Raw genomic sequence first — 17,291 nt, 5'->3', positions numbered from 1 at the left:
CTCAGTGGAAGAAGTGCCGCGTGCCGGTGAAGTACATCGTCACCCCGGCGGCGGAGGCGGCCGCGATGACCTGCTCGTCGCGGATCGAGCCGCCGGGCTGCACGATCGCCTTCACGCCCGCCGCGATCAGGGCCTCCGGGCCGTCCGGGAACGGGAAGAACGCGTCGGAGGCGCAGACCGAGCCGGTGACCCGCTCGCCGGCCCGGCTGATCGCCAGGCGCACCGAGTCGACCCGGTTGACCTGCCCCATGCCGACCCCGACGGTCGCGCCGCCGGCGGCCAGCAGGATGGCGTTGGACTTCACGGACCGCACGGCCCGCCAGGCGAAGGCCAGGTCGGCGAGGGTCTCCTCGTCGGCGGCGGTGCCGGTGACGAGGGTCCAGTTCTTCGTGTAGTCGCCGTCGGCGTCGATGCGGTCCGCCGCCTGTACGAGTACGCCGCCGGAGATCTGGCGCTGCTCGGCCGGGGCCGGCGTCCAGGCCGGGGCCCGCAGCACGCGCAGGTTCTTCTTGGCGGTCAGCAGCTCGGCGGCGCCGTCCTCGTACGCGGGCGCCACCACGACCTCGGTGAAGATCTCGCTGATCTGCTTGGCCAGGTCGACGGAGACCGGGGCGTTGACGGCGATCACGCCGCCGTAGGCGCTGACCGGGTCGCACGCGTGGGCCTTGCGGTGCGCGTCGGCGACGTCCGTGCCGACCGCGATGCCGCACGGGTTGGCGTGCTTGATGATCGCGACGCAGGGCTCGGTGAAGTCGTGCGCGGCGCGCCAGGCGGCGTCGGCGTCGACGTAGTTGTTGTAGGACATCTCCTTGCCGCCCAGCTGCTCGGCCTGGGCCAGGCCCGGGGCGGCGGCGGGGTCGGTGTAGAGCGCGGCGGCCTGGTGCGGGTTCTCGCCGTAGCGCAGGGTCGCCGAGTGGCGCAGGGCCGTGCCCGCGAACCGCTGGTCGTCGCGGGCGAACCAGGCGGCGACGGCGACGTCGTACTCGGCGATGTGCGCGAAGGCCTGCCCGGCCAGCGCCCGGCGCTCGTCCAGCGTGAAGCCGCCGTCGGCGACTGCCTGGAGTACCGAATCATAGGAAGCGGGCGACGTGACCACCGCGACGCTGGGGAAGTTCTTGGCCGCGGCCCGCACCATGGCCGGCCCGCCGATGTCGATCTGCTCGACGCACTCGTCGTCGGAGGCGCCGGAGGCGACCGTGTCGGTGAACGGGTAGAGGTTGGAGACCAGCAGCTCGAACGGCTCGATCCCGAGCTCGCCGAGCTGGGCGGCGTGGGCCTCCAGGCGCAGGTCGGCCAGCAGCCCGGCGTGGACCTTGGGGTGCAGCGTCTTGACCCGCCCGTCCAGCGTCTCCGGGAAGCCGGTCAGCTGCTCGACCCGGGTGACCGGCAGGCCGAGGGCCTCGATGCGGCCCGCGGTCGAGCCGGTGGAGACGAGCTCGACACCGGCGCCGGCGAGGGCGCGCGCGAGCTCCTCGAGACCGGTCTTGTCGTACACGCTGATGAGCGCGCGCCTGATGGGACGGCGGTTAGCCACGGCCCAGCCTGACCTTTCGTTCGTTGACGGTCCAGCCGTCGCGCACCATCCGCCCGACCGTGTCGACCAGCTGGCGGCGCTCGGCCGCTTTGATCCGCTCCAGGAGCGTGTCCTCGGTGTCGTCGTCGAGGACGGGCACCGCGACCTGCGCGATGATCGCCCCGGTGTCGACGCCACTGTCGACGAAGTGCAGCGTGGCCCCGGCGAGCTTCACGCCGTAGGCGAGCGCGTCGCGCGGGCCGTGCGTGCCGGGGAACGCGGGGAGCAGTGCATTGTGGGTGTTGATATAGCGGCCCTCGTACTCGCTCAGGAACCGCGGTCCGACGAGCTTCATGAATCCGGCCGAGACGACCAGGCCGGGCTTGAACCGGGAGCACTCGGCCAGCAGCGCGGCGTCCCATTCGTCCCGAGTGGCGAAATTCCCGACCTGCACGACGAACGTGGGCACGCCGTTACGCTCCGCACGCGCCAGGCCCTCGATCGCGGGGCGGTCGGCGCCGACCGCGACGACCTCGGCGCCGTAGGCCGGGTCGGCGGCCGCATCGAGCAGGGCCTGCAGATTTGACCCGGAACCGGACACGAGCACGACAAGCCGAACTGTCACCACGAAACTCTATCGGCCGGGTTGCCCCTGCTCAGCGCCGGGTCCGCCAGCATTTGCGGATGAATTCTGACAAAGTACCCGCGCGTTACCGACACTCCACCATTTACCACTGCGCAGAGTTGATCGGGGCAAGTAGGCTGCCGTGGTTCCGTATCCCCTCGGGACTACCCTGGTGCGAACCACCACGCAGCCGACAGTCCCCAGCCTTAGGAGCCAGAAGTCATGGGCTACCCACCACCGGGCCAGGATCCGTACGGGCAGCAGCCCAACCAGGATCCCTACGGCCAGCAGCCGCAGCAGCCGCAGTACGGCCAGCCCCAGTACGGGCAGCCGCAGCAGCAGCCGGGCTACCAGGACCCGTACGCGCAGCCGCAGCAGCCCGCGTACCAGGACCCCTACGCCCAGCCGCAGCAGCCCGCGTACCAGGACCCGTACGCGCAGCAGCCCCCGGTCTCCGGCACGCCGTACCCGACCAGCGGTGGCGCCTACCCGACCAGCGGCGGGGCGTACCCGGCCGCCGGCTACCAGGCGCCCTACGGCCAGCCCGGCGGGCAGCCGTCGAACACCCTCGGCCTCGTCGGCATGATCCTGGGCATCGCGTCGATCCCGCTGGTCTGCTGCTTCTACCTCGGCCTGCCGCTCGGCATCGCCGGCGTGGTCGTGAGCTACCTGGGCATGAACAAGGTGAAGCAGGGCCTGGCGAACAACCGGGGGATGGCGCTGGCCGGCATCATCTGCGGTGCCATCGGTGCCGTGCTCGGGCTGCTCCTGCTCATCCTGCGCTTCGCGCTGAACATGAGCTACGGCTACTAGCTTTCCGCGGCAGCTGAGGGGCGCGCGAGCTGCTCGCGCGCCCTCTTCGCGTGCTCTTTTCGCGCGCGGAGGGTCGGCTTGATCGCCGCTAGGCGCGCCACTCGCGGGCCCTTTTCGGTCGCAGGTCCGCTATTCGCGCGTCCTTTTCGGTTGCCGGTCCGCTATTCGCGTGCTCTTTTCGCGCGCAGGGCCAGCTTGGTCGCCGCCGTTGCCAGCAGCGCCCCGATCGCGACCATGAACATGGCGACGAAGCCGACCGCGCCCGCGTGCGGTCCGATGTCGGCCAGGCCGTCGGCGCCCATCGAGCCGCTCGCCGCGGCGCTCGCCAGCGCGAGCAGCACGCCGGCGACGGGCCCGGCCAGGACCGCCGAGCCGAGCAGCGCGAACCAGGAGCGGTCCGGATCGAGGCGCAGCGACCGGCGCGCCAGCAGCCAGCCCGCGACGAGGGCCGCGAGCAGGGGCAGGCCGAGCAGCAGCGGCGCGTAACCGGTCGCGGGGGTTGAAGGCAGACCAGCCAGCAGCGGTACCGCGGGCAGAGACCCCACCGTCACGTGCGCCGCGCTGATGAAGGTCCCCGAGCCGATGGTGAACCCGGGCCCGACGAGGTAGCTGGCGGTCCACGCGGTCACGTCCGGGGCGAAGAACCCGCAGACGACCACGAGGCCGATCTGCCCGGCGATGCCGGTGTGGTAGTCGTCGATGATCTGGCTCGCGTCGCCGCCGCTGAACGCGACCGCCATGCCGGTGGTCGCCGCGCCCGCGCCCAGGATGAGCAGGGCGGCGACGGCCCCGGTGCGGGTCGCGTCGCGCAGCACCCGCGGCGTGCGCACGGCCAGCCGGGCGATGCCGCGGGCCTCGGCGAACGCCCCGAGGGAGCCCGCGACCAGGCCGAAGCCGCCGAAGGTGAACGCGGCGCGCACGATGGGGACGCTGATGCCGTTGTGGCCGGCGATCGTCGCGGCGAGGGCGCCCAGCCCGGCGTACACCACCATGATCCCGGCCCCGGCGCGCGCGGCCGGCCACGGGGACCACGGTGCGCGCTTGTGGTGGGCGCGGGCGCCGATCGCGCGGGCCGTGTGCACGCCCGCGCGGTAGACCCGCCACGCGGCGATGGCGGTGAGCCCGAGCGGGGCGAGGCTGACCGGGCCGATGCCGGTCTGCAGCGGTACCCAGTGCGCCAGGACCCAGCCGGCGAGCCCGAGGCGCAGCACCTGGCCGAGCGGGGCGCCGGAGCTGTCCATCGCGAAGAGGAGCCAGACCACGAGCAGGGTCGGCACCAGGGAGACCAGGGCGGCCCAGAACGAGTTGACGACCGCGGCGAGGGCGAGCGGGGCACGGCGAGCCGGGCGCTTGGCGGGGTCCTTGCCTCGCACCGAGCGCCGCTGGATCGGCAACCGGACGGTCTCGCGGTCGGCGAGCCGGGTCGGCGCCCCCTCTTCCGGGTCTTCAGGGGTGGTGGTCGGCATCGCCTTGTACTTTGCCAAAGTCCGGACGGCCGGTCACTAACCCCGGCCGTCCGAACTGCGTTTAAAGGGCGGTGACGATGTCCCGCATGAGGTTGGCGGTCTCCGTCGGGGTCTTGCCGACCGCGACGCCGGCCGCCTCGAGCGCGAGCTTCTTGGCGTCGGCGGTGCCCGCCGAGCCGGAGATGATCGCACCCGCGTGGCCCATGGTCTTGCCGGGCGGGGCGGTGAAGCCCGCGATGTAGCCGACGACCGGCTTGCGCACGTTGGCCTTGATGAAGTCGGCGGCCCGCTCCTCGGCGTCGCCGCCGATCTCGCCGATCATGACGATCGCCGCAGTCTCCGGGTCGGCCTCGAACGCGGCGAGCGCGTCGATGTGCGTGGTGCCGATGACGGGGTCGCCGCCGATGCCGATGCACGTCGAGAAGCCGATGTCGCGCAGCTCGTACATCATCTGGTAGGTCAGCGTGCCCGACTTGCTCACCAGGCCGATCTTGCCCGGGCCGGTGATGTCGGCCGGGATGATGCCGGCGTTGGACTTGCCGGGGCTGGCGATGCCCGGGCAGTTCGGGCCGATGATCCGCGTCTTGTTCCCGGTCGCCTGGGCGTGGGCCCAGAACGAGGCCGTGTCGTGAACCGGCACGCCCTCGGTGATGACCACCGCGAGCGGGATCTGCGCGTCGATCGCCTCGAGCGTGGCCGACCTGGTGCCGGCCGGCGGGACGAAGATGACGCTGGTGTCGGCGCCGGTCTGCTCCATCGCCTCGCGGACGCTGGCGAACACCGGCAGCTTGGTGCCGTCGAAGTCGACCTGCTGGCCCGCCTTGCGCGGGTTCACGCCGCCGACCACGTCGGTGCCCGCGGCGAGCATGCGCCGGGTGTGCTTGGAGCCCTCGGCGCCGGTCATGCCCTGCACGATGACCTTGCTGGACTCGGTCAGCCATACCGCCATGGTCGTTACACCCCACTCGCTGCGAGCTCGGCGGCCCGGCGGGCCGCGCCGTCCATCGTGTCCACCCGCTCGATCAGCGGGTTGGCGGCCTCGTCGAGGATACGGCGGCCCTCTTCGGCGTTGTTGCCGTCGAGGCGCACCACGAGCGGCTTGGCGACGGCCTCGCCGCGGTCCTTGAGCAGCTGCAGCGCCTGCACGATGCCGTTGGCGACCGCGTCGCAGGCGGTGATGCCGCCGAAGACGTTGACGAAGACGCTCTTCACGTCGGGGTCGCCCAGCACGATCTCCAGGCCGTTGGCCATGACCTGGGCGCTGGCGCCGCCGCCGATGTCGAGGAAGTTGGCCGGCTTGCTGCCGAGGCCCTCGCCCGCGTACGCCACGACGTCCAGGGTCGACATGACCAGGCCCGCGCCGTTGCCGATGATGCCGACGTTGCCGTCGAGCTTCACGTAGTTGAGGTTCTTCTCCTTGGCCGCCTGCTCCAGCGGGTCGGCCGCGGCCTTGTCCTCGAGCTCTTCGTGGTCCGGGTGCCGGAAGTCCGCGTTGGCGTCGAGCGTGACCTTCGCATCGAGGCACAGCACGGTGCCGTCGGTGGTCTTGGCCAGCGGGTTGACCTCGACGAGGGTGGCGTCCTCGGCGACGAACGCGTCCCACAGCTTGACCGCGATCGCCACGACCTGGTCGGCGACGTCGGCCGGGAACTGCGCCTGCTGGACGATCTGCCGCGCGGTCGCCTCGTCGACGCCCTTCACCGCGTCGATGGCGACCTTGGCGACCTTGTCCGGCGCGTCGTGCGCGACGGTCTCGATCTCCATGCCCCCGGCGACGCTGGCGATGCACAGGAACGTGCGGTTCGCACGGTCGAGCAGGTAGGAGAAGTAGTACTCCTCGGCGATGTCGGCCGTGGTGGTGACCATCACCTTGTGGACCGTGTGGCCCTTGATGTCCATGCCGAGGATGTTTGTCGCGTGCGTGGTCGCCTCGTCGGCGCCCTCCGCGAGCTTGACGCCACCGGCCTTGCCGCGGCCGCCGACCTTCACCTGGGCTTTGATGACGACCCGGCCGCCAAGTTGTTCGGCGATCGCCCGGGCCTCGTCAGGGGTCTCGGCGACACCGCCGCCCAGCACGGGCAGCCCGTGCTTGGCGAAGAGGGCGCGCCCCTGGTACTCGTACAGGTCCACAGTTGGTCCCGTTCCGTCAACCGTGCCGCCTGCCCCATCGCGAGGACGGCTCAACGATCGCAGCCTAGTCACGGGTGGGCCGCCGGGCGCGGCGCGGGTTCCCGATGTGCCCCATTCCACTTTCAGTTCCGGGATTCTGCTTTCACTTCCGGGGGACACGGGGTTTCACTTCCGGGGGACACGGGCGAGACCGCGTAACCCCCTCGGCGCATCGTCGTTGAGAGCAGTGTCGGCCCGCCCACGGGAAAACCTGCGGGCGAGGCCGGCACCAGAACGGCCGATGCCCTGTCGGTCGAGGGGTGGCGGCGGGGCATCGTGCGATAGAGGGGCCGGACGTGTGAGGGGTGCGTCCGGCCCCTCCCCCTTTGTCTTTTCGGCTTTGACGCCGGCCTATTCGGCGTTCAGCGTCTTCTGAGCCCATTCCACGATGGACTGCGTGGTCGCGCCCGGCGTGAAGATGGCCGCCACACCCAGCCGCTGCAACTCGGGCAGGTCCTCGTCCGGGATGATCCCGCCGCCGAACACGGTGACGTCGGGGGCGCCCCGCTCGGCCAGCAGCTCGATCACCCGCTTGAACAGCGTCATGTGCGCGCCCGAGAGCACCGACAGCCCCACGGCGTCGGCGTCCTCCTGGATCGCGGTCTCCACGATCTGCTCGGGCGTCTGGTGCAGCCCGGTGTAGATGACCTCCATGCCGGCGTCGCGCAGCGCACGAGCAACGATCTTGACGCCTCGATCGTGTCCGTCGAGGCCAGGCTTGGCGATGACGACGCGGGTCCGCGCGCTCATCCTCACGGTCCTTCCCGGCCGTTCGTGGCGGCCACTGGGTTGGGTCCCGCACCGTCGCGGGGCCTCAGCCGAAGGTACCGCAGCCTTTTCCGCGATGCTTTTCGAGTGGCCTTTTCCGCAGGGCGGGGTGTCGCAACGACCACGGGACATCGCGGTTACGCACAACCAACCCGACGGGCATAATCACGCATCTCCCTCGGCGCGGCGCGCACCACAACTTGTGCGGACGATTCCGGCATGACCACGGTGACGTTCGGTTCAGACCATTTTTGATTCATACTCACGATTTCCCGCCGCTTTATGTTCCGGACGGTTCGCTACTCGGAGGTTCCTGCGTTGCCCACAGCAACCTCGCGCGCCAATTACCGGGCCGCCGCCGGCGGAGCCTCGAAAGCCCGCGCAGCCGGTACCTCGCCGTGCTCACCACCGCGCTTGTCGCCTCGGGGGTGGTGGCCCTCGGTACCGCGACCGCCCTGGGCGAGCCGCACACCGACGACCTGACCATGCAGTCGACGAGCAACTACGACGACATCACCACCCGGTCGGGCGACCGCGCGAGCCGCGGCGACGTGCACAGCACCGTGACGACGGCCAACCAGCCGGCCCCCGGCGTGTGGATCCTGCCGCTGCGCAAGTACACGCTGACCTCGTTCAACGGGGAGCGCTGGGGCCGCCTGCACCCGGGCGTGGACCTGGGCACCCCCTTCGTTGCCGTAGCCGCGGGCAAGGTCATCCTGTGCCGCCCGAACGCCGGCTACGGCTACAACGTCATGATCGACCACGGCGACGGCATCGTGACCGTGTACGGCCACGCCTCCAAGCTCCCGTGCAAGGAGGGCGAGCAGGTCCGCGCGGGGGATCGGCTGGCCCTGGTGGGCAACACGGGCCACTCGTTCGGCTCACACTTGCACTTCGAGGTACGCCAGAACGACAGACCGATCGGGCCGCTGTCTTTCATGCGCAAACACGGCGCGGACGTCCAGAAACACGCGGAAGCGATCTATTCGTCAATAGCTTTCGCGCTTTCGCGCTTTCCCGGGATCATGCGCGCGACGTCGCCCATTGCGGCCGCCCCGGCACACATCATGCGTTTTTCGGCAGCCTGAACCCGGTTGCCGGCCCCGCAGTTCCCACACGCTGCTTTCGGGTTCACGGCGGCCGGTGATTCCTGTCCACGCCCGTACCGCGTCCCCGGGCGCCCGCGGCCCGTCCTCGGTCAAGCGCCGACGGCCGCCGCTCCTGGCCTCACACGACCGGCATTTCCGCTCGGCGCGGACGGCGCCACTCCTGGCCCGATCCTCCGTCCGGCGCCGGCAGGTGCCACTCCCGGCTTCATGCCGCCCGGTCTTCCGTTCGGCGTGGACAGGCGCCGCTCCGGGCCTCACGCGGCGCAGTCCTCCGCCCAGCGCGGACGGACGGCGCGTCAGGCCTCACACGGGCCGGTCTTCCGTTCGGCGTGAACGAGCGTCGCTCCGGGCCTGACACGGCCCAGTCCTCCGCCCAGCGCGGATGGGCGCCGCTCCGGGCATTAACACGGCCTCGTTCTCCGCCCAGCGTGGACGGGTGCCGCTCCCGGCCTCATGCGGCCTGGTCTTCCGTTCGGCGTGGACGGGCGCCGCTCCGGGCCTCGCACGGCCCAGTCCACTGTCCAACGCGGACGGGCGCCGCGCCCCGGCTTCATGCGGCCCGGTCCTCTGCCCAGCGTGGGCTGGTGCCGCGCCCGGCCTTCTGCGGCGCCGCGGTCAGATTGCGCTCAAGTACAGCTGCGTGGCCTTCTCCTCTCGGGTTGCGACCACCGCGTGGCCGTTCGCTGCCTCGACCGTGGCCTCCGGGCAGCGCGTGTTGCAGGCGATCGCCCGCTCTTCGGTCGTCGAACCGTCGTTCGTCGAGGCGGTGAGGAGGCGGAGGGCGCCGGCCGTGTTGCGCCACAGGAGGTACGCGCGGCCGTCCGCCGTCGTGGCCGCCACCGGCTGGTAGCCGCCCAGGCCGGCCAGGCCGACGTTCCACTGCACCTTGCCCGTCGCCGCCTCGACGGAGGCGAGGTGGGCCTGGGCCGAGCCCGGATCGGCGTAGACGATGCTCGCGCCCACCGACAGCGGCAGCGTGCCGGGCGCGTCGTGGCGCGGGCCGACCGAGCCGTTGGCCGCGTCCATGTACGTCGCCCGCTGCGGAGCCGCGCCCGTCAGCGTGACGAACCCGGCGCCGACGGGCAGGACCCGCAGCTCGGCGGTACCGCGCTGGATCGCGTGCCACGACCAGCGCTCGGCCCCGGTCGCGGTGTCGAGCCCGACGGCTACGTCGTCGACGCCCTGGGCCCGGCAGCGCAGCCCCACCGAGACGGTCTGCGGCGAGCCGGCCAGGTCGGTCACGTCGCACGGCGCCCCGCCGCGGGCCGGGGTCCAGCGCCAGCGCTGGGTGCCGTCGTGGGCGTCGATGCCGAGCAGGTCTCCGGCGCCGGTCCCGGCCCCGGACAGCACCGCCGTGCGGCCGGCGGCGTGCACGGTCGCCATCTTCCCGGACTGGTACCGCTTGGAGAACCGCTCCGCCCCGCTCGCCGCGTCGAGGGCGGTGACGAGCACCCCGTCGTCGGTGCCGAACACGACCACGACCGCGCCGTCGACCAGCCCCGCGGCCTGGCTGGGCAGGTCGGAGCGCAGGTACTGCCAGGCCGTGCTGCCGCTGCTGAGCCAGACCGCCCGGATGCCGTCGCTCGCGCGGACGACGGCCAGGTCTTTGTGCACGCCCACGAGCTGCGTCCCGGTGAACGCCAGCGGCCAAGTCTGCGTCTGCGAGGCCGAGGGAGCCGCGCCGGCGGTGGTCGAGTCGACGAACCTTCCCTCGCGCGCCCAGGAGATGGCGTATCCGGCGGCTACAGCGAGTACAACTGCGAAAATCCCGACGGGAGTCCATCGTCGCCAGTTCGCGCCGGGCAGGCGGCCCACGCCGGTGACGACCAGCGTCGCCCAGCCGAGGACCAGCGCCGCGGTGCCCACGACGGTTACGGGGCCGCCGAGGCCGATGCCCGCGCTCGGCTCGACCAGGCGGGCGAGCGCCACCGCGATCACGGTCGCGGCCGCGGCCGCGACTCCGGCCACGACCGAGATCAGGCGGGAGCGGCGGGGTTCCGTTCGCCCGTACACGACGCAGAGCCCGCTCAGGAGCGGCCCCAGGAAGGCGATGCCGGCGATGGTGACCAGGTCGGGATGCCGGCCGCCGGCCATCGTCCACGGCAGCGCCAGGCCGGCGACGGTGGCTACCACGCCGAGCCCGATTACTACGACGCCTGCTGCGCGAGCGATGAGGTTCACGGAGACAGGATGACGGGTGGGTACGACAGTTTCTATCCGGGCTGGTCGCGGCGCTTCTGGCGGTAGGCGGCCGATTTGGCCCGGTTCTGGCAGGCGAGCGAGCAGAAGCGGCGGGACGCGTTCTTCGTCGAGTCGAGGTAGTACGCGTCGCAGGTGTCGGCCGAGCACTGGCCGAGCCGATGGGTCTGGCGCGTACCGATGAGAAAGGCCAGCGCGGTCGCGGACTCGGCCGCCCAGGCGTCCACGATCGGCGCGTCCGCCCCGTGGAAGGCCAGGTGCGGCACTCCTCCGGGAGCGGCATGCAGATTTGGTACCGCTCCGAACTCCGCCAGCACCGTGTTCAGCGCGAACGCGGCGGTCAGCAGGTCGCCGGCGATGCACGTGTCGATCGCGATGTGCAGGCGCCGTGCCGCCGAGCCCAGGTCGTCGACGTCGGCCGATGACACCTCGAAGTCCTTGGTCAGCGGGTTGGCCGCCAGGTGCGCGAACGCGTCGGCGAGCCCGGCGTCGGCCGGCACCTGCCGACCCTGTCGCACCTCGATCGCGAGGTCGTTGACGATCGCCAGACACAGATCGACCCAGGTCGCGACGTAACTGTCTATCGCCGCTTGACCAGTGATGCCTCCTCCGACTATCGTCACTGCCATAGCCTAACAAGGCAGTGACGGGGAGGCCCGAAAATGCAGTTCGAGTTCACCGACGCCGGCCGCATCCTGGCCGGGATCGCCCTGCTCTCAATCGTGACCATCGAGTTCGGCGGCTACTTTCTCACCAAGATCGTGCGCGGCTCGGTGCCAATGACGCCCTTCCAGCAGGCCTTCGCGCGGGCCGGGCACGCGCACGCCGGGGTTCTCGTCACGCTGGGGCTGGTCGGTGTCCTCTACGCGGACCTCGCCCGGCTCGACGGTGTCATCGGATGGCTCGGGCGGGTCGGGATCCTGGCCGCGGCGATTCTGATGCCGGGCGGGTTCTTCGCCTCGTCGGCCGGGAAGGGGCGGACGGCGCCGAATGGGGCGATCGTCATGGTGTGGCTGGGGGCGGTCTGCCTGGCGGCGGGGGCGTTGAGCCTGGGGATCGGGGTCCTGACGTCCTGAGGGCGAGGCCGGTCGGAGGCGGCTACGGCTCGGATCGGCGGCTTGGGCATCGACCTGCGGTGAGGTCACGCGCGTGGGCTGCGGTCGGCGGCGAACCAGTCGGCGGTGAGGTCGGCGGCGGGGTTGTCTATCGAGCACGGTGGACGGGTTGTCGCTGCTTGTGGTTGTCGGGCTTGGCGCCGTCGGTGTGGACAAGCGGGCCCTTGGGGTTGGGGTTGCACAAGCGCTGTGGGCGGGTGTCGCTGCTCGTGGTTGTGGTCGGCGGGCCTTGGCGCCCCTGGTTGTAGGCGTGCGCGCCCTTGCCGGTTGGGCCCGGCGGGCCCTGATCATCGAGACCGCCGGTGCGACCCACTGCGCCGTCATCGGCGGGTCGGGTAGAGCGCTGCCCGCGGGCCGAGTCCGAGCACGCCCTGCGGGTTCGGGTTAAGCGAGCCCGGGGCGGGGGTTTAGCGAGCCCCGGTGGCCGAGCTCGAGGGCGCCCTGCGGGCTCGGGTTCAAGCGAACCCGGGCGCGGGGTTCGGCGTGCCCTTGCGGGTGGGGGTTCAGCACGTGCCCAAACGGGCCGAGTTCGAGCGCTCCCCAATGGGTCGGGCTCACGCGCACCCTGCTGGGTTGGGTTCAGCGCGCCCTTGCGGGTTCGAGTTCGAGCGCGCCTGCAGGTTGCGTTAAGGCGCGTCCCGCAGTTTCGGTTCAGCTTGTCCATCGGGCTGGGGTGGGGCCCGGTCTTGCGTTCGGGTTCGACTCGGGCGCCGGACGAGGGGCCCGCCGTCCGATTTCGCAGGGCGGTGTGATGTCGGCTCGTCAGGCGTCCGGCTGGCCGCTAGAGGGCGCCGGCGGCGTTGGCTCTCCATTGAAGCGACTTACCGGCCTGGTATGGGCCGAGCCTGTTTTCGGCTCGGGCGGATGCCTCCCCGAAAAGGGGCCGGCCCCGCTGCCCCTTTCGGGGTGGCGGGGCCGGTGTTGGGCTGTGCGTCAGGCGCTCAGGCGCTTCGCAAGGTTCTGGTCCAGCGCGTTCATGAACTCGTCCGTGGTCAGCCAGGGGGCGTCACGCGAGATCAGGAGGGCCAGGTCCTTCGTCATCTGGCCGCCCTCGACGGTGTCGACGCAGACCTGCTCCAGGACGTTGGCGAAGTTCGTGACCTCGGGGGTGCCGTCGACCTTGCCGCGGTGGGCGAGGCCACGCGTCCAGGCGAAGATGGACGCGATCGGGTTCGTCGAGGTCTTCTCGCCCTTCTGCCACTGGCGGTAGTGCCGGGTGACGGTGCCGTGCGCGGCCTCGGCCTCGACGGTCTTGCCGTCCGGGGTCATGAGGACGCTCGTCATGAGGCCGAGCGAGCCGAAGCCCTGCGCCACGGTGTCGGACTGCACGTCGCCGTCGTAGTTCTTGGCGGCCCACACGAAGCCGCCCTCCCACTTCAGGGCCGCGGCGACCATGTCGTCGATGAGGCGGTGCTCGTACGTGAGGCCGGCCTCGGCGAACGCGTCCTTGAACTCGGCCTCGAAGACCTCGGCGAAGAGGTCCTTGAAGCGGCCGTCGTACGCCTTGAGGATCGTGTTCTTCGTCGACAGGTACACCGGGTAGCCGCGGTCGAGGCCGTAGCGGAACGACGCGCGGGCGAAGTCGCGGATCGAGTCGTCGTAGTTGTACATGCCCATGGCGACGCCGCCGCCCGGGAAGTCGGCGATCTCGAACTCCATCGGGGCGCTGCCGTCGGCCGGGGTGTAGGTGACCGTGACCTTGCCCGGGCCGGGGACCACGAAGTCGGTCGCCTTGTACTGGTCGCCGTGGGCGTGGCGGCCGATGATGATCGGCTTGGTCCAGCCGGGGACCAGGCGCGGCACGTTGGCCATGATGATCGGCTCGCGGAAGACCACGCCGCCAAGGATGTTGCGGATGGTGCCGTTCGGGGAGCGCCACATCTTCTTGAGCGAGAACTCCTCCACGCGCGCCTCGTCCGGCGTGATCGTGGCGCACTTGACGCCGACGCCGTACTGCTTGATGGCGTTCGCGGCGTCGACCGTGACCTGGTCGTCGGTCTGGTCGCGGTACTCGATCGAAAGGTCGTAGTACTTCAGATCGACGTCGAGGTACGGCAGGATCAGCTGCTCGCGGATCTGCTTCCAGATGATCCGGGTCATCTCGTCGCCGTCGAGCTCGACGACAGGGTTGTTTACCTTGATCTTCGCCATCGGCCGGGCGCTCCTCTCGCGCTGCCCTCCCGCCCGGGGAGGTTCTCCTCCGCCATGGGAGGGCTGATTCCTCGCTTAGCAGTACGAGCGTACTGCATGGGCGGCCCAACACCCGAGCCGACCCCTGAGCCCGCGAGCATACTCAAAAATCGTGAATTGTCCGATAAGTCGCGGTGCGGAGCGCCCGACTTATCGCATCGCTCGGAGCGCCGCTACTGAGCCGACCAGGAGGGGCCCGCCGGAGTGTCCTGAATCGTCACGTTCGCCGAGGCCAGCACGTCGCGCAGCGAGTCGCTCAAGGCCCAGTCCCGCCCCGCCCGCGCCTCCGTGCGCAGGTCGACCAGGGCCGAAACCAGCGGCGTGAACCGATCCGGCCCGGCGAAGGAGCCGAGCCGCACCAGCATGCCGCGCAGTGCCGCCCGGGCCTGCTCGCGCTCGTCCGAGACATCGGTGTCCGCGATCCAGTCCTGCAGCGCCTGCTCCAGGTCGAGGGCCGCGGCGACGCAGCCGTCCGGGTCGCGGGCCTCCAGGCACGCGTCGAAGCGGGCCGTCGTCTCCTGGGTCGAGGCGGCCAGCGACGTGAGCGGCGGCGGATCGGCCGGGGCCGGGGCCGGGGTCGGTTCAAGATCGTTACCCGGAACGAAAACAGTGCCGGTGAAGACGGAGAAGGGCAGCGTCGTACCGGCCGGCCAGCACTGCGAGTTGCCGCCGCGCCGCAGGGTCAGGCCGCCGTTGCCCACGACGGTGACGGTGCGCGCGGCCAGGTCGAACAGCCCCGCGGTGTGCTCGTCGACACCGATGATGAACGCCTCCGGCGGCAGCAGTGGCTCCAGCATGGCCAGGCGCCGCTCGCCGAGGTAGCAGTAGCGGGTGTCGTGGTGCCCGCCCTCGGCGTTGTCGTAGTGCGGGATGATCACCGCGGGCAGGCCGGTGACCTGGTGGAACAGGTCGAGCCCGGGCACCCAGTGGGGGTCGGTGCCGGCCTTGTATATCTCGTACACCGGGATCGTGTGCGATCCGAGCGTGAGCGCCGCCGCGGAGGCGAAGCAGACGACGCCGTCGGATTCGAGCACCTCAACGAGTACCGATGGGAAAGGCGTTTCGGCCCATTGCCGGAGGGCGTAGGTCGGACTGCCCGGGCCCGCGAACAGCCAGCCGGCTTCCCGCAGGCCCGTCAGCGCGCGCTCGAGCGGCAGGCCCGGCGCGGGCGCGGTGCGCCAGGTGACGACCGAGAGGCCGCGGCCGGTGCTGTCGGCGAAGTACTTCACCGCCTTGGCCGAGATGTCGTCGGCGTTCTCCTGGAAGCCGTACGGGGTGTCGAGCAGCACCGCCGGGCGGTCCCCGCAGCGCTGGAAGATCTCGCGGTGCGGCTTGACCATCGTCGGCGCGGTCTCGCCCGAGCCCATGATCACCAGGAGGCCCGTCATGCGAGGCTCAGCAGGTCGGCCGCGATCGACGCGGGGTGCTGGGCGTGCAGGTCGTGGTCGCCGCCCGGGTACGGCCGGACCTTCACGTCGCGCAGGCCGTCCAGGTCGGGCGTGTGCGGGCCGGCCGGGATCGCGAGCACGGGGACGTCGATGCGCGGGAAGTACGGCTGCGGCGGGTCGTCCCACATGCTGCGCACGATCTCCATGTGCTGGGGGATGGGCAGGCGGCGGGTCAGCGAGTCGTCGGGGTGAATGGCCAGGTTGAACACCGTCGCCTCGATCGCCCACGGCTCCCAGTCCGGGTGCGCCGACCGCAGCCGCTCCCGCAGCCGCGTCGCGGTCAGCCCGCTCACGTCCGCGGGCCGCAGTCGCGCCTGGCACGCCGCCCAGCTGGGGAACTGCGCCGCGAGGTTGATCCACCCGCCGTCGACGAGGGCCAGGGCGCGCACGCGTTCCGGATGACGAGCCGCCAGTTGTACCACCACGTTGCCGCCCCACGACTGCCCGGCCACGATCGCCGGCGGCAGGCCGAGCCGGTCGAGATCGTCGGCGGCGGTCACGGTGTCGTACCCGTCCGGCGGGCTCGGCGACTCCCCGTGCGAGCGCAGGTCGGCCGCGTGCACGGGATGGCCCGCGGCCACCAGGTGCTCGGCCACCCCGTCCCACAGCCGGGCGTTCGAGGACAGCCCGTGGACCAGCAGGTACGGCATTCCGGCAAGGCCGTCCCCGTGTACGCGAACGTGAAGCCGCATGGATATGCAGCCTAGATGCCGCGGCCCCTCCGGTGGAGGGCCCCGAGCACGCTTTCGACCTTCACGACTCCGGCTGCGGCAGGTGGCGCGCGACGCCGCCTTGCGAGCGCAGCTCAGCGCGGCCGACCTGGTGGTGGCGGACGGCGCCGCTCGTGTGGGCCGCGCGCCTCGCGGGCCGCGCGTTGCCGGCGCGGGTGGCCGGCTCGGACCTGATCTGGTCCTTGTCGCGGGCCTTGGCCGAGCACGGCGGCAGCGTGTTCGTGCTGGGCGGCACCCCGGCCGAGGCCGACCCGCCCGGCCTCGCGCTCACCCACCGCGACGGCGCTCACGGCGCGGCCGCGCGCCCGGCGGGCGGATTCACCCACTGCGACGGCGCAGATCGTGCGGCCGCGCGCCTGGCAGACGGGTTGACCCACCGCGACGGCGCAGACCGTGCGGCCGCGCGCCTGGCAGACGGGTTGACCCACCGCGACGGCGCAGACCGTGCGGCCGCGCGCCTGGCAGACGGGTTGACCCACTGCGACGGCGCAGATCGTGCGGCCGCGCGCCTGGCAGACGGGTTGACCCACCGCGACGGCGCAGATCGTGCGGCCGCGCGCCTGGCAGACGGATCCACCCACCGCGACGGCGCAGACCGTGCGGCCGCACGCCTAGCGGGCGGATCCACCCACCGCGACGGCGCTCACGGCGCGGCCGCGCGCCCGGCGGGCGGGTTCACCCACCTCGACGGTGCACACCGCGCGGCCGCGCGCCTGGCGGAGGACTGCCCCGGCCTGCGCATCGCCGGCGCGTACTGTCCGCCGTTCGGGTTCGATCGCGACCCGCGACTGTTACGGGCCGTCTGCGCGAGGGTCATCAAGGCTCAACCGCAGATGGTGTACGTCGGGATCGGCTTCCCCGGGCAAGAGCACTTGATCGCGTCACTGCGGGAGGCGCTGCCCGCGACGTGGTTCCTCGGCTGCGGCGCCGCCGTCAACTTCGTGGCCGGCGACATCCAGCGCGCCCGGCCGGTGTTGCAGAAGGCCGGCCTCGAATGGCTGGACCGGCTGGCCCGGGAACCGCGAAGGCTGGCTCGGCGGTACCTGCGGGAAGACGCCCCGTTCGCCGCCGCGCTACTGGCCCGGTCCCTCCATCAACGTCTGACTCGCAGGCCCGCGCACCGAGCGTGAACTGCCTGAGGGCGT

At 71.6% G+C, this 17,291-nt stretch carries 15 protein-coding genes; 4 read left to right on the top strand and 11 right to left on the bottom strand.

Annotated features, from left to right (window positions below; all coding sequences use genetic code 11):
• Position 1 precedes the first annotated feature (1 nt).
• On the bottom strand, positions 2-1,534 hold the full coding sequence (gene purH, locus AB0B76_RS14120) for a bifunctional phosphoribosylaminoimidazolecarboxamide formyltransferase/IMP cyclohydrolase (RefSeq protein WP_360374515.1): 1,533 nt from the start codon (positions 1,532-1,534) through the stop codon (positions 2-4).
• The gene (gene purN, locus AB0B76_RS14115; protein ID WP_360374513.1) at positions 1,527-2,141 is read right to left on the bottom strand and encodes a phosphoribosylglycinamide formyltransferase; all 615 of its coding nucleotides are present in this window, start codon (positions 2,139-2,141) and stop codon (positions 1,527-1,529) included. The genes purH and purN overlap by 8 nt, the downstream gene beginning before the upstream one ends.
• Before the next feature lie 219 nt (positions 2,142-2,360).
• Here purN and AB0B76_RS14110 point away from each other — a divergent pair, with 219 nt between their 5' ends.
• Positions 2,361-2,951: a DUF4190 domain-containing protein gene (locus AB0B76_RS14110; protein ID WP_360374511.1), complete on the top strand. Its 591-nt coding sequence runs from the start codon at positions 2,361-2,363 to the stop codon at positions 2,949-2,951.
• A gap of 161 nt (positions 2,952-3,112) precedes the next feature.
• Here AB0B76_RS14110 and AB0B76_RS14105 read toward each other — a convergent pair whose 3' ends face one another.
• The 4 genes from AB0B76_RS14105 to AB0B76_RS14090 all read right to left on the bottom strand — a co-directional run bounded on the left by AB0B76_RS14105 (position 3,113) and on the right by AB0B76_RS14090 (position 7,336).
• Positions 3,113-4,417 (bottom strand): DUF6350 family protein, encoded by a 1,305-nt coding sequence (locus AB0B76_RS14105; RefSeq protein WP_360374509.1) that lies wholly within the window; start codon positions 4,415-4,417, stop codon positions 3,113-3,115.
• 61 nt (positions 4,418-4,478) lie between these two features.
• Entirely contained in the window at positions 4,479-5,366 is an 888-nt protein-coding gene (gene sucD, locus AB0B76_RS14100) for a succinate--CoA ligase subunit alpha (protein WP_360374507.1), read from the bottom strand.
• Between the two features lie 5 nt (positions 5,367-5,371).
• On the bottom strand, positions 5,372-6,547 hold the full coding sequence (sucC, locus tag AB0B76_RS14095; protein WP_360374505.1) for an ADP-forming succinate--CoA ligase subunit beta: 1,176 nt from the start codon (positions 6,545-6,547) through the stop codon (positions 5,372-5,374).
• A gap of 390 nt (positions 6,548-6,937) precedes the next feature.
• Positions 6,938-7,336: a cobalamin B12-binding domain-containing protein gene (locus AB0B76_RS14090; protein WP_360374503.1), complete on the bottom strand. Its 399-nt coding sequence runs from the start codon at positions 7,334-7,336 to the stop codon at positions 6,938-6,940.
• 416 nt (positions 7,337-7,752) lie between these two features.
• Between AB0B76_RS14090 and AB0B76_RS14085 the strand changes: the two genes are divergently transcribed.
• Positions 7,753-8,442 (top strand): M23 family metallopeptidase, encoded by a 690-nt coding sequence (locus AB0B76_RS14085; RefSeq protein WP_360374501.1) that lies wholly within the window; start codon positions 7,753-7,755, stop codon positions 8,440-8,442.
• A 636-nt stretch (positions 8,443-9,078) separates the two neighbouring features.
• Here AB0B76_RS14085 and AB0B76_RS14080 read toward each other — a convergent pair.
• Positions 9,079-10,644: a hypothetical protein gene (locus AB0B76_RS14080; protein WP_360374499.1), complete on the bottom strand. Its 1,566-nt coding sequence runs from the start codon at positions 10,642-10,644 to the stop codon at positions 9,079-9,081.
• Between the two features lie 32 nt (positions 10,645-10,676).
• Complete coding sequence (locus AB0B76_RS14075) at positions 10,677-11,285, bottom strand: CGNR zinc finger domain-containing protein (protein WP_360374497.1); 609 nt, start codon at positions 11,283-11,285, stop codon at positions 10,677-10,679.
• A 39-nt stretch (positions 11,286-11,324) separates the two neighbouring features.
• On the opposite strand from AB0B76_RS14075, the gene AB0B76_RS14070 reads away from it, so the two are divergent.
• A complete protein-coding gene (locus AB0B76_RS14070; protein ID WP_360374495.1) occupies positions 11,325-11,738 on the top strand; it encodes a hypothetical protein in 414 nt (137 codons plus the stop codon).
• Positions 11,739-12,710: 972 nt separating this feature from the next.
• On the opposite strand, the gene AB0B76_RS14065 is transcribed toward AB0B76_RS14070, so the two are convergent.
• From AB0B76_RS14065 to AB0B76_RS14055, 3 genes are all read right to left on the bottom strand, one after another.
• Positions 12,711-13,928 carry an NADP-dependent isocitrate dehydrogenase gene (locus tag AB0B76_RS14065; protein ID WP_360374493.1) on the bottom strand — a complete coding sequence of 406 codons (1,218 nt, stop codon included), beginning with the start codon at positions 13,926-13,928 and terminating at the stop codon, positions 12,711-12,713.
• Between the two features lie 212 nt (positions 13,929-14,140).
• On the bottom strand, positions 14,141-15,355 hold the full coding sequence (locus AB0B76_RS14060) for a hypothetical protein (RefSeq protein ID WP_360374491.1): 1,215 nt from the start codon (positions 15,353-15,355) through the stop codon (positions 14,141-14,143).
• Positions 15,352-16,107 (bottom strand): alpha/beta fold hydrolase, encoded by a 756-nt coding sequence (locus AB0B76_RS14055; RefSeq protein ID WP_360374489.1) that lies wholly within the window; start codon positions 16,105-16,107, stop codon positions 15,352-15,354. The genes AB0B76_RS14060 and AB0B76_RS14055 overlap by 4 nt, the downstream gene beginning before the upstream one ends.
• A gap of 152 nt (positions 16,108-16,259) precedes the next feature.
• Between AB0B76_RS14055 and AB0B76_RS14050 the strand changes: the two genes are divergently transcribed.
• Positions 16,260-17,276, top strand: a complete 1,017-nt coding sequence (locus AB0B76_RS14050) for a WecB/TagA/CpsF family glycosyltransferase (protein ID WP_360374487.1) — start codon at positions 16,260-16,262, stop codon at positions 17,274-17,276.
• Positions 17,277-17,291: the final 15 nt, after the last annotated feature.

Source organism: Dactylosporangium sp. NPDC049140, from assembly GCF_040648435.1.
Note: the sequence above shows the minus strand (reverse complement) of the source record. Positions and strands in the feature narration are given on the sequence as shown.